Origin of the sequence: Streptococcus gordonii, assembly GCF_001553855.1 — a bacterium.
Taxonomy (GTDB): domain Bacteria; phylum Bacillota; class Bacilli; order Lactobacillales; family Streptococcaceae; genus Streptococcus; species Streptococcus gordonii.
Genome location: NZ_LQWV01000023.1, coordinates 11,593 through 25,790 on the forward strand (window position 1 = coordinate 11,593; position 14,198 = coordinate 25,790).

A 14,198-nucleotide genomic window follows, 5' to 3' on the forward strand; every position below is an offset into this window, starting at 1 on the left:
ATTAGTTGATGTCAATTTTCACAGAGGAATTTGAAATTAGATGAAAGGAGAGAGGATGGAGCAAACGCAACTGTTAAAAGGAATCTTGGAGGGCTGTGTCTTGGAAATCATTTCGCAAAGAGAAATCTACGGTTATGAATTGATTCAAATATTAAATGAAAAAGGATTTAATATCGTAGCTGGGACAGTCTATCCCTTACTTCAGAAATTAGAGAAAAAAACCTACATTAGGAGTAGGATCAAAGCATCACCAGAAGGACCAGATAGGAAATACTTTTCGCTGACCAAGGAAGGACGACTCTATCTGCAAATTTTCTGGCAACAGTGGGAAGGGCTGTTGACTAATGTCACAAATGTCAGAGGAGGAAAAAGCAAATGAAAAAGGAAAAAAACAATATTCAGGAACTCATTCAAAAAACAAATGACTCAGTCCAGAACTTAAAACCTGAAAATCAAGCCTACTTTGATGATTTAATTGTTTATATGGCTTCGTCCTCTTTGTTTCATGACGAAGGGGCTATTCGTGAACAGTTATATCAGATGGTATTGGATTTTTCGGACGCTGAGAAGGATGGAATTACTGCTCAAGAATTTTTCGGTGAAAATCCTCAAGCAATGGCAGATGAACTAGTTAAAGACAGTCCTAGGATTAGTAAGCGACAATTGTTCGAAATCAGTTTGATGGTGGGGGCCATTTTGGTCTTCTTCCGTCTCCTAAGTAGTTTCGCCAGTAAATCTTATTTGCAAATCGCTCCGCTAGTTTACCTTAGTGATACAGTTTTAGGGCTGGTAGTTGTAAATGTGATTTTTTACTTAGTGGCTAAGACTATTTATGAGGATTGGAAAAAGTGGCAATTATGGCTGGCTAGTTCTTTAACAATCATACTGGCTGTCTTACTTAGATATGGAGCAGAAACTAGTTTGGTGGGAGTAGGTGGTTTTGTCATCTCTTGGCCGTGGGATGTCATTCTTTTAGGTAGCCTAGTTAGTCTTATTTCCATCTTTCTAAGCAAAAAAGAAGCTCTATTTCGAATGATTCTTATCCCGATTGTTGCTCTTTTCCTAGTTGGATTACTTAAACGCTGGTCAGACAGAATGCAGATTACAGATCCTTTATGGACAGTGGCTCTGCCTATCGGACTAATTTGCCTATCGCTTCTTATTTTCTATTTTTATAGTTGGAAACAAGGTAGGAAATAATTTTGCAGTTTCTAAAAGCTAAAACTTGTGATATAATGAACCGTCTATATTTTTGAGGAGATGATGATGGGTATTTTTCGTAAAAAAGATGTCAGCAAGTCTAGGACTGGGATGAAAAGACATCTAAAGATTCATGATTTGATTTTATTAGGAATTGGAGCTATGGTGGGAACAGGGATTTTCACCATCACAGGGATTGGAGCAGCCAATTATGCTGGTCCGTCCTTGATTATTTCGATTATCATTTCAGCGCTTTGTGTGAGCATGTCAGCTCTTTTTTACGCTGAATTTGCTTCTCGCATTCCGGCCAATGGTGGGGCTTATAGCTATATCTATGCTGTCTTCGGTGAGTTTCCGGCATGGATTGCTGGCTGGCTGACTATTATGGAATTTATGACTGCTATCTCAGGTGTTGCTTCTGGCTGGGGATCCTATTTAAAGGGGCTATTGAGCGGCTTTGGTATCCAACTTCCTACAGCCTTAAATGGCACCTTTAATCCTAAAGGGGGGACTTATGTAGATCTCTTGCCTATCTTGGTTTTACTTTTTGTCACCGCAGTTGTCTTATTAAATTCTAAAGCAGCTCTACGCTTTAACTCAGCCTTGGTAGTTCTGAAATTTTCAGCTTTAGCACTTTTCGTTATTGCAGGTCTTTTCTTTATCAAGCCAGAAAATTGGTCTAACTTTGCCCCTTTTGGTTTTGGTGAGATTTATGGCGGGAAGGTCGGTATTATGGCTGGGGCTTCGCTCATGTTCTTTGCCTTTCTAGGATTTGAGTCCATTTCTATGGCGGTCGACGAAATCAAGGAACCTCAAAAGAATGTTCCGCGTGGGATTGTCCTGTCCTTGACCATTGTGACCATTCTCTATATTTTGGTGACCTTGGTCCTGACAGGGATTGTTCACTACACTAAGCTAAATGTTTCAGATGCGGTAGCCTTTGCTCTTCGCAGTGTTGGACTTGGCTGGGCGGCAAATTATGTTTCAGTAGTGGCGATTTTGACCTTGATTACCGTTTGCATTTCCATGACCTTTGCCCTGTCTCGAATGATCTACAGTATTGCGCGTGATGGTCTCTTACCTCGTTCATTTAGACAATTGACAGAGACCAGTCGGGTACCAAAGAATGCAACGATTTTGGTGGGGCTTGCGTCAGCTGTTTGTGCGGGTATTTTCCCCTTGGCTAGTATCGCATCTTTCCTCAATATCTGTACCTTGGCCTATCTAATTTTATTGGCTCTTGCCATTTTGAAATTACGAAAAGACAAAGGGATGCCCCAAGCAGGTGAATTCAAGACTCCTTTTGTTCCGGTCTTGCCAATTTTATCTATTATCATCTGCCTATCCTTCATGACCCAGTATACTAAGGAAACCTGGCAAGCTTTCGGTATTGCTTTACTGGTGGGAAGTCTGATTTATTTTGGATATGGCTATAAGCATTCTGAGATTTATGCAGATCATTAATTTTTATCGCGAAAATATTAGACAGAGCTGTTTGTAGCTCTGTTTTTTTAACAGAAAAATCAGATTGATATGAGAAAGCAAAAAGTTTTCCAAATAGAATTTTTCATCTAAAGAAAATCGGAAGAAGAACGGTCACCTGAAGACAGCAGGGAAGGCTACTTTTCTGATATAATAAAATGTAAAACGAGGTGACAAATGATTCGTAAAGTAAAACTAAGTGACGCCGCAGCCATTCAGCGAATTAATGCTGAGAGTCTAGGATATGATTTTGATAGGGAAGCGACGGAGGCCCAACTGAAGAGACTGCTAGAGACTGACCAGCATTTGATTTTGGTAGTTGAAGAAGACGGTCAGGTCATAGGCTACGCTCATGCGGCTAGCTACGACTGTCTCTATTTCCCGTCTTTGCTCAATCTCTTGGCTTTGGCCGTCGCTCAGAATTTTCAAGGGCAGGGACATGGCAGAGCGCTGATGCAAGCTTTGCGTGACGAGGGAAAAGCTGCAGGCTACACAGGGATTCGGATTAATTCAGGCATTTCCCGCACATCAGCCCATAGATTTTATCGCAGTCTTGGCTGTAGTGAAAAAGCAGATCAGAAACGATTCTATTGGGATTTTTAGAGAAAAGAGGAGTAGATGATGATTGAACCACTAACCCAGCAGCATGCTTTGGAAATTGCTAAGGACTGGCATTACGAGGCGCCCTATGATTTTTATGATATGAAAAATGATTTGGAAGATTATGAAGAAATAGTCTCCCCAGAAGCGCGTGGAGACCGTTATTATCAAGTCCTGAGAGAAGGGGAACTCTATGGATTTTTCTGCTTGGAGCAGAAAGGAGAGCGAAATGTGAAGCTTGGTTTGGGCATGAAGCCGGAGCATTGTGGAAAAGGTCAGGGCGCTATATTTCTGCAGGAAATTCTGGACTTTATCATGGCAAATTTTGCACCCCAAGTCATAAGTCTATCAGTGGCTGACTTCAATCACCGAGCCCAGCAGCTTTATCTCAACATGGGCTTTGAAGTGGTGAGGCGCATCCCTCAGGAAAGTAATGGCGATATTCATCTTTTTGTGGAAATGGAGAAGAAGGTCTAATTTTAGATCAACTTTCAGAAGCAAGGTAAGATAAAATTGAACTTTCCGATTATAAAGATGTTTTAAACCGTGGTGATTGAATATGAGAAAAATAATTTTTATTGGATAGAGCGGTGATAAGGCAGTCTACTATAATACACGAACAAAAGAGGCTCTGGTAGCTGATAAGAGTGCTCTCTTAAATACGGAAGGGGCTAGGAAGACCAATAAGGCTATTATTCCTTTTATGTTGGTTTTCATTTTCTTAGGTTTAATTGGAGGGATGGTCGCTATACCAGCTTTTTCAGGTTTTCGATACAGTAGCTGGATGGTTCCGCCTTATATCGTTGCCCAGTTCTTTGTCTGTTTTGGCTTTATATGGATGATGGAAGTTGCCTTGTATAAAGACGTGAAGCAGGTTCAGGGGGGAAGTTCTCAACAGTTCGCGAAAGCTGTTGATTCAAATCTGTTCTGGGAAAATTTTAGTGAGAAAAAAGCGACGTTTGGGAAGATGTTTATTTTTATGATTGTCATGTTATTAGTTTTTATGACTACTATAGTAATATTTGCTGCTGCCATCCCGGGCATTATTGACTCATTCAATAAGCAAGAGACATTTGATATACAAATCTTTTTTTCGCTTTTGGCGGGATTGTTTCCAGCTGTTACTTACTTGCTTTTATTCCAAAACAACCCTATCCGCTGGTTCTTAGCTGTGCGGAAGTATGAGCAGGGGAAAGTGATATTTAAGGAAGAGAAGTGAGAGGAGGATAGGATGAAAGATAGATACTTATTTTTCTGCTTCTTCCGGCCCTAATGGTATTAGGAGATACAATGCAATGATTTGATCACAGAAGGAGCAAACTAATATGAAAAAAATTATCCTAAGTCTCTTCACCCTCCTTATAGCAGGTCTCTGTGTCTTTGGTTTTTTGAGATATCGAGACTATGACTCACTTAAAAACCCAATTGATGAAATCTATTATGCGAGTGTTCATTATAAAAATATTCTAGGATTACCAGATATGAGTAAGATTATAAGAAGTAATACGGCATATGTAGGTGAGCCGGCCTGGATATACTATCGTCGTGCCAAACCTAGGTTGGCAGATGATGAAGATTTGCAGCTATATATCAATTCCGATGGTCTGCTTGCTGTTCTGTATAGTAAAAAGTTATCAGGAGATACTTATCTCAACATTGACTATGTATATGAGGATGGCTTCGTTAAACAAAATGTTTCCATTGCTTTCTCCAAAGTTTCGGATTTCACTGTTCAAGCTTTTATTAATCAATCTAAAAAAAGGGGATATGTCCGGACAACAGATGAAATTTATCGCTCTATTGGAGGGGGAGAGCCCCCGCGTAAGAGTCTAGTTTCAAAAGAGGAGATATTGGACTATCTGAAGGATTACGATATTGATCAGGCTTGGTTTGCAGAAAAATCTGATCAAATTCTCTACACCTATTTTCTAGATATTTGGTTTAAAGAGGGAAGTCAGCGCTATTCCAAAGAAAATATGGGGAATTTAAAAGTGAAATACTCAGATACTATAGGTAAAGAGTGAGTATGCCATACAGAATTTAAAAAGTTTCTTTCGCTAAAAAAAGTTATACGCCTTTTCGATTCAAAGGTGAATCATCATAAGACAGTGTAGCTCTTAGAGGATATCAATACGAAATTGGAAAAGATCGACTATCGCTATATTTCCGTTAGAATCGGTATGGTATTTTTCCCTTGTCTGAATTAGTTTATAATCAAATGGTTTACTGATTGGTAGAATCTCAATTTTTGGGAAACTAGATAGCGTAATAAAAGTTGATCTGATACTTTTATCTCCCGACACTGATATAATATTCAATAGAGATTATAAAATACTTTCTACTCCCTATTTAGCTAATGTAATTGGGAACTTCTCATCAACAACCTGCTATGAGATTAGACATGATAAAATTGAACTTTCTGATTATAGTGATCGATGGAAACCATGGTGATTGAATCTGAGGAAAATGATTTGTTAAGCAGGAGGGGGACACTAGATGACAAAAAATCTGAATAAGATATGTAAATTTATTATTTGTTTAATATCTATATTGTTTATTTCAGCTTGTTCTTCAAAAGAGAAAAATAAGAAATCAAGTAATAAAAAAGAATCTTATCAATATACAATTTATAATGCTAATGCAGATATTCAAAATGTTGAATTTATTCATAATAAAAACGGTATCGTTGTTGAATGGAAATTTGATGAAAAAGAACGTAAAGAATCAATTGCGTCTCCGGATTCATCAGATTGGGTTAGGGTAAATTCAAACTATTTGGTTAGGCACAGGGAGCGAGTGAGAGGGGTTGTTCCGTCTAAAAAAATGAAGTCAGATGAATACGCCTATCTAGATATCTTTGATTTAACCAATAAAAAAGCTACTAAAAAAGAAGTTGACGTTTGGAAATTGATGGTCAACTATTTAAAAAATGACAATATTGAGTTGCATGGGACTTTACCAACCCTTAGAAGAATAGGTGACAACGACTATGTTGTACTTTCAATAACTGAACAGAAAAAATATCGATATTTTTTACTAAATTTAAAAAACCTTAAAATAGATGCTGAGAAAACTGAGCAAGAGTTGAATGAGAAAAATAAAATAGATCTCATGTTGGACACGAAAGAGGCTCTTAGAGCAGGTGTGGAACCTTTTGATAATGGATTTTGGAAATCTGAAGATTATAAGGGGGACATCAATTTAAGAAATTCTAACTCGTCAGCCTTCAAGCTATTTTCTAAAAAGAACAGCTTTGCTTATAAGGTAATTCAATCAGAGAATGGGGCCATTACAAATGGTAAGGAGCTCATTGAACTCGAAACAGAATTTTTGAAAACAGGAGTATCTGTTTATGATGAATTATACTTGCCGGGTAAGTGGAGCACTGAAGGGTAGGACACAAAAATCATGAGCTATGAAGATATTCAGAAATATTATAATGGCAAGTTTGGAGCAGAATAATGAGCACAATCTTGGACAAAATTTCATATCTCAACCAGAGAACCAGATTGCGCAAGATTCATCATCGTCTAATATAATTTCTAATGCTAAGTAGTAAATTTGTAAGTAAATATCAATAAAACAAAGGAGAAAACCATGACATTTGAAGAAATTTTACCAGGCCTTAAGGCCAAGAAAAAATATGTGCGTACAGGCTGGGGCGGAGCAGAAAACTACGTCCAGCTCTTTGACACGATTGAGCAAAATGGGGTGGCTCTTGAAGTGACACCATATTTTCTCATCAATGTTTCAGGTGAGGGGGAGGGCTTCTCCATGTGGAGTCCGACTCCTTGTGATGTTCTTGCGACAGATTGGGTGGAAGTAGATGACTAAGACAGTACTAGTGACGGGGGTTAGCTCTGGTATTGGTAGAGCTCAAGCCCAGAGCTTTTTGGAAAATGGCTACCGGGTTTACGGGGTGGATAAGGATGAAAATCCTGGCTTTCTAAATGAGCTTCGTTTCGTCAAGTTGGATTTGACAGGTGATTTGACGCCACTCTTCACCAGCTTGCCCGAGGTAGACATTCTCTGCAATACAGCAGGAATCTTGGACGATTATCGTCCCCTGCACGAGACCAGTGATGAGGACTGGGATCAGATTTTTGCGCTTAATCTGACCGCTACCATGAAAATCACCCGATTTTACCTGCAGAAAATGCTGGAGAAAAAGTCTGGTATCATCATTAATATGTGTTCGATTGCTAGCTTTTTGGCTGGCGGAGGCGGTGCTGCCTATACGGCCTCTAAGCATGCCTTGGCTGGCCTGACCAAGCAGATAGCCTTAGACTATGCGGATAAAAATATCCAAGTCTTTGGCTTGGCGCCAGGCGCTGTTAAGACAGCCATGACTGCTGCAGATTTTGAGCCAGGAGGCCTAGCTGACTGGGTTGCTGAGGAAACGCCGATTAAGCGCTGGCTGGATCCTCAGGAAGTAGCTGACGTCAGCCTCTTTCTAGCCAGTGGCAAGGCAGCTGCTATGCAGGGCGAGATTATCAAAATCGACGGCGGCTGGAGTTTGAAGTAAGTGAATGAAGGATACGAACAATGAAAAAACCTAAGAATCTTTTCCAATCCTGGACAAAAAATATGGTACTTTACGGTTTGGATGCTGGTCTAGGGCAGTTCTTTATGAACGCGCCTGAGACATCCTGCCTTTACCAACTAGGAAATTTCATCTTTCCGGCTGGTCAGGTGGATTTGGATTTTTGGCAGGATTATAGTAGCCAGTATGGTCTGGCTGATAAGATTATCATCTCTGAGGATTTCAGCTGGCGAGAATTTTTTGATAGTCAGAGTGAGTTGCAGCAGTTTACTCGCTACGCTTTTTTGGATAGGGCTGATTTTGATACAGAGGCTTTGGAGAAATGGCTGCGCAGGCTACCTGCAAACTACTACCTTTGTCCGATTGATAAGGAAAGTTATGAGCGTTTGGCTGGGGAAGTTTGGTCTCAGGATTTGCAGGGTGATTTTTCTGATTTTGACCATTTTCAAGCGTCGGGTGGCTTTGGTTTTTTAATCTATTCAGATAAGGAAATCATCGCTGCTGTATCGACAGGATTGGTCTATCATAGAGCTCTTGAGATTGAAATTGCTACCAAGCCAGCCTACCAAAGGCAGGGCTTGGCCAAAATCTTGGGCGCCCGGATGATTATAGAAGCGCAGCATCGCTCGCTCTTTCCTCTATGGGATGCGCACAATGAAGCTTCCAAGAAGGTCGCAGAAAGCTTGGGCTATCAGTGTCTAGGAGCTTATCCGGCTTATGAATGGAAAGGGACTTTTAACCAATGAAGAAAAACCAAACCTATTTCTTAAAAGATATCATGGAGGCTGTAAAATCAGAAGAGCTAGATGATGATTTCTGTTTATATGCTAAGGAAAATGGAGAACTGAATTTTCAGGACAGCTACTTGCTTGCTGATTATCCTCAAGTAGTGGATAATAAGGACGTTTATCCAGATCAAGTAAGAGAGCTGGAGATGATTTATTATGGTGAAGATTTTGTAGATGTTCTCTTATCAGTCATGGAGCAGAAAGCAGAAGCGACTGATCAAGAGTGTTTAAAGGCTCTACTTTACTATTATGAGCATGATGACTTTATGGATTTTGATAAAGATACAGTTTTGTAGGAAGAATTTTTATAAACAATAATTTTCATTTTAGAAAGACAGGAGAAGTGATGACTCCAAAAGAAATGTGGCAAGCATATAAGAAAATCAATCCAGAAATTGGCGATACGATTGACGCCTGGGCCTTCGGTGCTTCGGCAGATGAGCTTGCTGACTTAGTGCTATGTGGTGAGAAGACAGCGACGTCTTCGGCCTATGAGTTCTATAAGCTTGAAAATGAGCCCTTGCCGCAGGCAGGAAGCTTTGATGTCATTTTAGACAGTCAGGACAAGGCAGTCTGTATCATTGAAATCACCAAAGTCTCTGTGGTACCTTTTAATGAGGTTTCAGCCGAACACGCCTTTAAGGAAGGAGAAGGAGATAAATCCTTGGCCTACTGGCAGCAAGTCCATGAGGCATTTTTCACGGAGAGTCTAGCGGAAGCTGGTTTGGAGTTTTCCCAAGAAATGGGTGTCGTCTTAGAAGAATTTCGCAAGATTTATCCCTTGAATGAAGAGTAGAGTTTATTTTGAATTCGCATAGTATTTTTAAAAATTTTCTTTTAGTGGTATAATAATGGTACTATCTTACAGAAAAGAGTTGTTTTATGACAAATTACGCGATTATTTTGGCTGCGGGTAAAGGTACTCGCATGAAGTCGGATTTACCAAAGGTACTGCACAAGGTGGCAGGAATTTCTATGCTAGAGCATGTTTTCCGCAGTGTCAATGCCATTAATCCAGAAAAGACCGTGACAGTTATCGGTCACAAGGCCGAGCTGGTGGAGCAAGTCTTGGCAGGTCAGACTGAGTTTGTTCGTCAGACTGAGCAACTGGGAACGGGACATGCCGTTATGATGGCAGAGCCTGTTTTGGAAAATCTGACGGGTCAGACGCTAGTCATTGCTGGCGACACTCCCCTGATTACAGGAGAAAGCTTGAAAAACCTGATTGACTTCCATATCAACCACAAGAATGTTGCGACCATTTTGACAGCAGAAGCAGACAATCCTTTTGGCTACGGCCGTATCGTTCGCAACCAGCACGGAGAAGTTTTGAAAATTGTTGAGCAGAAGGATGCTTCTGACTTTGAGCAGCAGATCAAGGAAATCAATACTGGGACTTACGTCTTTGACAATGCTCGACTCTTTGAAGCCCTCAAAAATATCAATACCAATAATGCCCAAGGTGAATACTATATTACGGATGTGATTGGCATTTTCCGCGAAAATGGAGAAAAAGTCGGCGCTTATACGCTCAAAGACTTTGATGAAAGTCTGGGGGTTAATGACCGGGTAGCTTTGGCTACAGCTGAGAGTGTCATGCGTCGTCGGATTAACCAGCAGCATATGGTCAACGGTGTCAGCTTTGTCAATCCAGATGCGACCTATATCGATGTGGATGTGGAAATTGCGCCTGAAGTTCAAGTTGAAGCAAATGTGACCCTGAAAGGTCAAACCAAAATTGGGTCAGAGACGATCCTGACCAATGGTACCTATATCGTGGACTCTGTCATTGGAGAGCGGACTATTATCAACAACTCTATGATTGAAGAGTCAAGTGTGGCAGATGGAGTGACGGTCGGGCCTTACGCTCACATTCGTCCAGGTTCTAGTCTGGCCAAGGATGTCCATGTTGGCAACTTTGTAGAAGTTAAAGGATCGTCAATTGGAGAAAATACCAAGGCTGGTCATTTGACCTATATTGGAAACTCTGAAGTTGGTGCTAATGTAAACTTTGGTGCAGGTACGATTACGGTTAATTATGATGGTCAGAAGAAATACAAGACTATCATTGGCGACAATGTCTTTGTCGGTTCCAACTCGACCATTATTGCTCCAGTTGAGCTAGGTGACAACTCATTGGTCGGTGCAGGTTCTACTATTACGAAGGATGTGCCAGCAGATGCAATTGCTCTGGGACGTGGCCGTCAGATTAACAAGGAAGATTATGCTAAGCGTCTTCCTCATCACCCTCAAAATAAGTAGGTTTAATCATGGAATTTGAAGAAAAAACCGTCCAACGGACGGAGATTTATCAGGGACCGATTTTTAAAGTGGTTCAGGACCAGGTAGAGCTGCCAGAAGGGAAAGGCCAGGCACAACGAGATTTGATTTTTCATAATGGAGCGGTGGCTGTGATTGCTATTACTCCTGAAAATAAGATGATCCTCGTTAAGCAGTACCGCAAGGCTATTGAGGCAACTTCTTATGAAATTCCAGCTGGTAAGCTAGAAGTGGGAGAAAATGCAGATCCGCATGCAGCTGCCCTTCGAGAATTAGAAGAAGAAACTGGTTACACAGGTCAGCTAGAGCTAGTTTATGATTTTTATTCTGCTATTGGTTTTTGCAATGAAAAGATTAAGCTATATAAAGCTAGCCAATTGACAAAAGTAGAAAATCCTCGTCCTCAGGACGAAGATGAAACCTTGCAACTTTTTGAAGTCAGTCTGGAGGAGGCACATCAGTTGCTGCAAAACGGTGACATCTGCGATGCCAAGACCATCATGGCTCTTCAATATTGGGAAATGCAGGAAAATCAAAGATAGGGGGAAAACCTATGGGAAGACCTTTATTAACTGATGAAATCATCGAGCGGGCTAACCGTGGTGAAGTCATATCGGATCCTCCTCTCGTGGATGATGAGGAAACTAAGATTATTAGAACTGATCAAGGAAGATTTGGTTATGCTACACCGCAAGGAGAGTTTAATCAGGACACCATGCAAATTGAAGTTGATCGGGAAGTTGTGAAAAGCCGACGCATTGAAAATCAGAAGCGAGGGGTCTTTCAAGCTAAACTCAATAAAATTTTGTTGTGGATTATTCTCCTGTTGGTGGTTTTGATTGCAGCCATTATTTGGCTATAAAAATAAGCGATAAGCCTAAGGCTTTCGCTTTTTTAGAAAAGGTTGGAAATAATGAAAATTGGAATTATCGCGGCTATGCCCGAAGAGTTAAAAGTATTGCTGGAGCATTTAGAAAATCCAGAAAAGCATCTTCGATTGGGACATGTCTATCATACGGGTTCTATTGGCCGTCATGAAGTAGTCTTGGTTGAGAGCGGAATTGGAAAGGTCATGTCTGCGATGAGTGTGGCTGTTCTGGTCAATGATTTCAAGGTTACTGCTGTCATTAATACAGGCTCAGCTGGAGCGGTGGCTGAAGGTCTGGCTATCGGTGATGTGGTGGTCGCAGATCGTCTGGTCTACCATGATGTGGACGTGACAGCCTTCGGCTATGACTATGGTCAGATGGCTCGCCAGCCACTCTATTTTGAGGCTAGTCGCTATCTGGTCTCTGAAATGAAGAAAATTTTAGACAAGACCCATCAAAAGGCAAGGGTAGGTTTGATTGCGACAGGCGATAGCTTTGTTGCTGGTCAAGAAAAGATTGATCGTATCAAGGAACATTTTCCAGATGTCTTGGCTGTCGAGATGGAAGGTGCAGCTATTGCTCAAGCCACACATTCGATTGGCCTGCCTTTTATGGTTATTCGGGCAATGAGCGACACAGCTAGTCATGATGCAAATGTCACTTTTGATGAATTTATTATTGAAGCTGGTAAACGCTCGGCAGAAACCCTGATTCAGTTTTTAAAAGAGTTAATCTAGAGTAAGATCGACCTAGTCGGTCTTTTTCTATTCTTGCCAAAAAATCCCTTTTGATGGTATAATCAAGGGACTGCAATCAATGATAGAGGAGAAAAAGATGAGTATTTTAGAAGTAAAAAATCTTAGCCACGGTTTTGGTGACCGGGCTATTTTTGAGGATGTATCTTTCCGCTTGCTCAAGGGTGAGCACATTGGCCTTGTTGGTGCTAATGGCGAGGGGAAATCAACCTTTATGAGCATTGTGACAGGTAAAATGCTACCGGACGAAGGTAAAGTCGAGTGGTCCAAGTATGTGACGGCTGGCTATCTGGACCAGCATGCTGTGTTGGAGCAGGGCCAAACTGTCCGTGATGTTTTGCGCACAGCCTTTGACGAACTTTTCAAGACAGAAAGCCGCATCAACGACATCTATATGAGCATGGCTGAAGAAGGAGCCGATGTTGATGCCCTTATGGAAGAAGTGGGTGAGCTGCAGGACCGCTTGGAGAGCCGAGATTTCTATACCCTAGATGCTAAGATTGACGAAGTTGCGCGGGCACTAGGTGTTATGGACTATGGTATGGAAAGCGATGTGACGGAGCTATCTGGTGGGCAACGGACCAAGGTTCTCTTGGCTAAGCTACTTCTGGAAAAACCTGATATCCTGCTTTTGGACGAGCCAACCAACTATCTGGATGCCGAACATATTGACTGGCTTAAGCGCTACCTACAGAACTATGAAAATGCCTTTGTTCTCATCTCGCATGATATTCCTTTCCTGAATGACGTGATCAATATCGTCTATCATGTAGAAAATCAGCAACTGACCCGTTATTCTGGTGATTATTACCAGTTCCTAGAGGTCTATGAGATGAAAAAATCTCAGCTGGAAGCAGCCTACGAGCGCCAGCAGAAGGAAATTGCGGATCTCAAGGACTTTGTGGCTCGCAACAAAGCCCGAGTGGCGACCCGTAATATGGCTATGTCCCGCCAGAAAAAGCTGGATAAAATGGACATTATTGAGCTGCAAAGTGAAAAGCCTAAGCCTTCCTTTGACTTCAAGCCTGCCCGGACACCTGGTCGCTTTATCTTCCAAGCCAAGGATTTGCAGATTGGTTATGATCGACCGCTGACCCAGCCCCTTAATCTGACTTTTGAACGCAATCAGAAGGTAGCGATTATCGGGGCAAACGGGATTGGGAAAACAACCCTACTCAAGAGTCTGCTTGGTATTATCCCACCTATCGCAGGTCAAGTTGAGCGCGGGGACTATCTGGAGTTGGGCTATTTCGAGCAGGAAGTTGAAGGTGGCAATCGTCAGACACCGCTGGAAGCAGTCTGGAACGCCTTTCCGTCCCTCAATCAGGCTGAAGTGCGAGCGGCTCTAGCTAGATGTGGCTTGACTTCTAAGCACATCGAGAGCCAGATTCAAGTCCTTTCAGGTGGAGAGCAGGCCAAAGTCCGCCTGTGTCTTCTCATGAACCGAGAAAATAATGTTCTGGTGCTGGACGAGCCGACCAACCACCTGGATGTCGATGCCAAAGAGGAGCTCAAGCGAGCTCTGAAAGAATACAAGGGTAGCATTCTCATGGTCTGCCATGAGCCTGATTTCTACGAAGGTTGGATGGATCAGATTTGGGACTTCAATCAATTGACATAAAGATTTTTTCTGTAGAAAAAGTATTTTGTTTTTTAGATAAAAGAGAAAGAGGCTGGTCAT

Annotated in this window: 17 protein-coding genes and 1 pseudogene; all 18 read left to right on the top strand. The window is 41.5% G+C overall.

Annotated features, from left to right (window positions below; genetic code table 11):
* Positions 1–55 precede the first annotated feature (55 nt).
* The 18 genes and pseudogenes from AWH02_RS06050 (at position 56) to AWH02_RS06135 (ending at position 14,138) form a co-directional block, all read left to right on the top strand.
* A complete protein-coding gene (locus AWH02_RS06050; RefSeq protein ID WP_060553322.1) occupies positions 56–379 on the top strand; it encodes a PadR family transcriptional regulator in 324 nt (107 codons plus the stop codon).
* Positions 376–1,200: a DUF1129 domain-containing protein gene (locus AWH02_RS06055; RefSeq protein WP_060553323.1), complete on the top strand. Its 825-nt coding sequence runs from the start codon at positions 376–378 to the stop codon at positions 1,198–1,200. Before AWH02_RS06050 ends, AWH02_RS06055 begins: the two co-directional genes overlap by 4 nt.
* A gap of 66 nt (positions 1,201–1,266) precedes the next feature.
* Positions 1,267–2,664, top strand: a complete 1,398-nt coding sequence (locus tag AWH02_RS06060; protein WP_060553324.1) for an amino acid permease — start codon at positions 1,267–1,269, stop codon at positions 2,662–2,664.
* 195 nt (positions 2,665–2,859) lie between these two features.
* Positions 2,860–3,285 (top strand): GNAT family N-acetyltransferase, encoded by a 426-nt coding sequence (locus tag AWH02_RS06065; RefSeq protein WP_060954913.1) that lies wholly within the window; start codon positions 2,860–2,862, stop codon positions 3,283–3,285.
* A 15-nt stretch (positions 3,286–3,300) separates the two neighbouring features.
* Entirely contained in the window at positions 3,301–3,759 is a 459-nt protein-coding gene (locus AWH02_RS06070; protein WP_060553326.1) for a GNAT family N-acetyltransferase, read from the top strand.
* 82 nt (positions 3,760–3,841) lie between these two features.
* Positions 3,842–4,501, top strand: a pseudogene (locus AWH02_RS06075) (hypothetical protein).
* Positions 4,502–4,607: 106 nt separating this feature from the next.
* Positions 4,608–5,306 carry a TipC family immunity protein gene (locus AWH02_RS06080; protein ID WP_060553327.1) on the top strand — a complete coding sequence of 233 codons (699 nt, stop codon included), beginning with the start codon at positions 4,608–4,610 and terminating at the stop codon, positions 5,304–5,306.
* A 472-nt stretch (positions 5,307–5,778) separates the two neighbouring features.
* Positions 5,779–6,678, top strand: a complete 900-nt coding sequence (locus AWH02_RS06085; protein ID WP_223358678.1) for a hypothetical protein — start codon at positions 5,779–5,781, stop codon at positions 6,676–6,678.
* Between the two features lie 201 nt (positions 6,679–6,879).
* Positions 6,880–7,116: a DUF2829 domain-containing protein gene (locus tag AWH02_RS06090; RefSeq protein ID WP_002899859.1), complete on the top strand. Its 237-nt coding sequence runs from the start codon at positions 6,880–6,882 to the stop codon at positions 7,114–7,116.
* Positions 7,109–7,807, top strand: coding sequence for a 3-oxoacyl-ACP reductase (locus AWH02_RS06095; protein ID WP_060553328.1), 699 nt, complete (start codon positions 7,109–7,111; stop codon positions 7,805–7,807). Before AWH02_RS06090 ends, AWH02_RS06095 begins: the two co-directional genes overlap by 8 nt.
* Before the next feature lie 20 nt (positions 7,808–7,827).
* The gene (locus AWH02_RS06100; RefSeq protein ID WP_060553329.1) at positions 7,828–8,571 is read left to right on the top strand and encodes a GNAT family N-acetyltransferase; all 744 of its coding nucleotides are present in this window, start codon (positions 7,828–7,830) and stop codon (positions 8,569–8,571) included.
* Complete coding sequence (locus AWH02_RS06105; protein ID WP_060553330.1) at positions 8,568–8,909, top strand: DUF7716 domain-containing protein; 342 nt, start codon at positions 8,568–8,570, stop codon at positions 8,907–8,909. The genes AWH02_RS06100 and AWH02_RS06105 overlap by 4 nt, the downstream gene beginning before the upstream one ends.
* 50 nt (positions 8,910–8,959) lie before the next feature.
* A complete protein-coding gene (locus AWH02_RS06110) occupies positions 8,960–9,409 on the top strand; it encodes an ASCH domain-containing protein (RefSeq protein ID WP_060553331.1) in 450 nt (149 codons plus the stop codon).
* Positions 9,410–9,495: 86 nt separating this feature from the next.
* The gene (glmU, locus tag AWH02_RS06115) at positions 9,496–10,875 is read left to right on the top strand and encodes a bifunctional UDP-N-acetylglucosamine diphosphorylase/glucosamine-1-phosphate N-acetyltransferase GlmU (RefSeq protein ID WP_060553332.1); all 1,380 of its coding nucleotides are present in this window, start codon (positions 9,496–9,498) and stop codon (positions 10,873–10,875) included.
* 8 nt (positions 10,876–10,883) lie between these two features.
* Positions 10,884–11,435 carry an NUDIX hydrolase gene (locus AWH02_RS06120; RefSeq protein WP_060553333.1) on the top strand — a complete coding sequence of 184 codons (552 nt, stop codon included), beginning with the start codon at positions 10,884–10,886 and terminating at the stop codon, positions 11,433–11,435.
* 11 nt (positions 11,436–11,446) lie between these two features.
* A complete protein-coding gene (gene macP / locus AWH02_RS06125; protein WP_020992595.1) occupies positions 11,447–11,755 on the top strand; it encodes a cell wall synthase accessory phosphoprotein MacP in 309 nt (102 codons plus the stop codon).
* 51 nt (positions 11,756–11,806) lie between these two features.
* Positions 11,807–12,499: a 5'-methylthioadenosine/adenosylhomocysteine nucleosidase gene (locus AWH02_RS06130; RefSeq protein WP_060553334.1), complete on the top strand. Its 693-nt coding sequence runs from the start codon at positions 11,807–11,809 to the stop codon at positions 12,497–12,499.
* Positions 12,500–12,596: 97 nt separating this feature from the next.
* Positions 12,597–14,138 (top strand): ABC-F family ATP-binding cassette domain-containing protein, encoded by a 1,542-nt coding sequence (locus AWH02_RS06135; RefSeq protein WP_060553335.1) that lies wholly within the window; start codon positions 12,597–12,599, stop codon positions 14,136–14,138.
* Positions 14,139–14,198: the final 60 nt, after the last annotated feature.

Coding starts and splice junctions, on each gene's coding strand:
- AWH02_RS06050 (WP_060553322.1), top strand. CDS start 56: ATGGAGCAAACGCAACTGTTAAAAGGAATCTTGGAGGGCTGTGTCTTG.
- AWH02_RS06055 (WP_060553323.1), top strand. CDS start 376: ATGAAAAAGGAAAAAAACAATATTCAGGAACTCATTCAAAAAACAAAT.
- AWH02_RS06060 (WP_060553324.1), top strand. CDS start 1,267: ATGGGTATTTTTCGTAAAAAAGATGTCAGCAAGTCTAGGACTGGGATG.
- AWH02_RS06065 (WP_060954913.1), top strand. CDS start 2,860: ATGATTCGTAAAGTAAAACTAAGTGACGCCGCAGCCATTCAGCGAATT.
- AWH02_RS06070 (WP_060553326.1), top strand. CDS start 3,301: ATGATGATTGAACCACTAACCCAGCAGCATGCTTTGGAAATTGCTAAG.
- AWH02_RS06080 (WP_060553327.1), top strand. CDS start 4,608: ATGAAAAAAATTATCCTAAGTCTCTTCACCCTCCTTATAGCAGGTCTC.
- AWH02_RS06085 (WP_223358678.1), top strand. CDS start 5,779: ATGACAAAAAATCTGAATAAGATATGTAAATTTATTATTTGTTTAATA.
- AWH02_RS06090 (WP_002899859.1), top strand. CDS start 6,880: ATGACATTTGAAGAAATTTTACCAGGCCTTAAGGCCAAGAAAAAATAT.
- AWH02_RS06095 (WP_060553328.1), top strand. CDS start 7,109: ATGACTAAGACAGTACTAGTGACGGGGGTTAGCTCTGGTATTGGTAGA.
- AWH02_RS06100 (WP_060553329.1), top strand. CDS start 7,828: ATGAAAAAACCTAAGAATCTTTTCCAATCCTGGACAAAAAATATGGTA.
- AWH02_RS06105 (WP_060553330.1), top strand. CDS start 8,568: ATGAAGAAAAACCAAACCTATTTCTTAAAAGATATCATGGAGGCTGTA.
- AWH02_RS06110 (WP_060553331.1), top strand. CDS start 8,960: ATGACTCCAAAAGAAATGTGGCAAGCATATAAGAAAATCAATCCAGAA.
- glmU (WP_060553332.1), top strand. CDS start 9,496: ATGACAAATTACGCGATTATTTTGGCTGCGGGTAAAGGTACTCGCATG.
- AWH02_RS06120 (WP_060553333.1), top strand. CDS start 10,884: ATGGAATTTGAAGAAAAAACCGTCCAACGGACGGAGATTTATCAGGGA.
- macP (WP_020992595.1), top strand. CDS start 11,447: ATGGGAAGACCTTTATTAACTGATGAAATCATCGAGCGGGCTAACCGT.
- AWH02_RS06130 (WP_060553334.1), top strand. CDS start 11,807: ATGAAAATTGGAATTATCGCGGCTATGCCCGAAGAGTTAAAAGTATTG.
- AWH02_RS06135 (WP_060553335.1), top strand. CDS start 12,597: ATGAGTATTTTAGAAGTAAAAAATCTTAGCCACGGTTTTGGTGACCGG.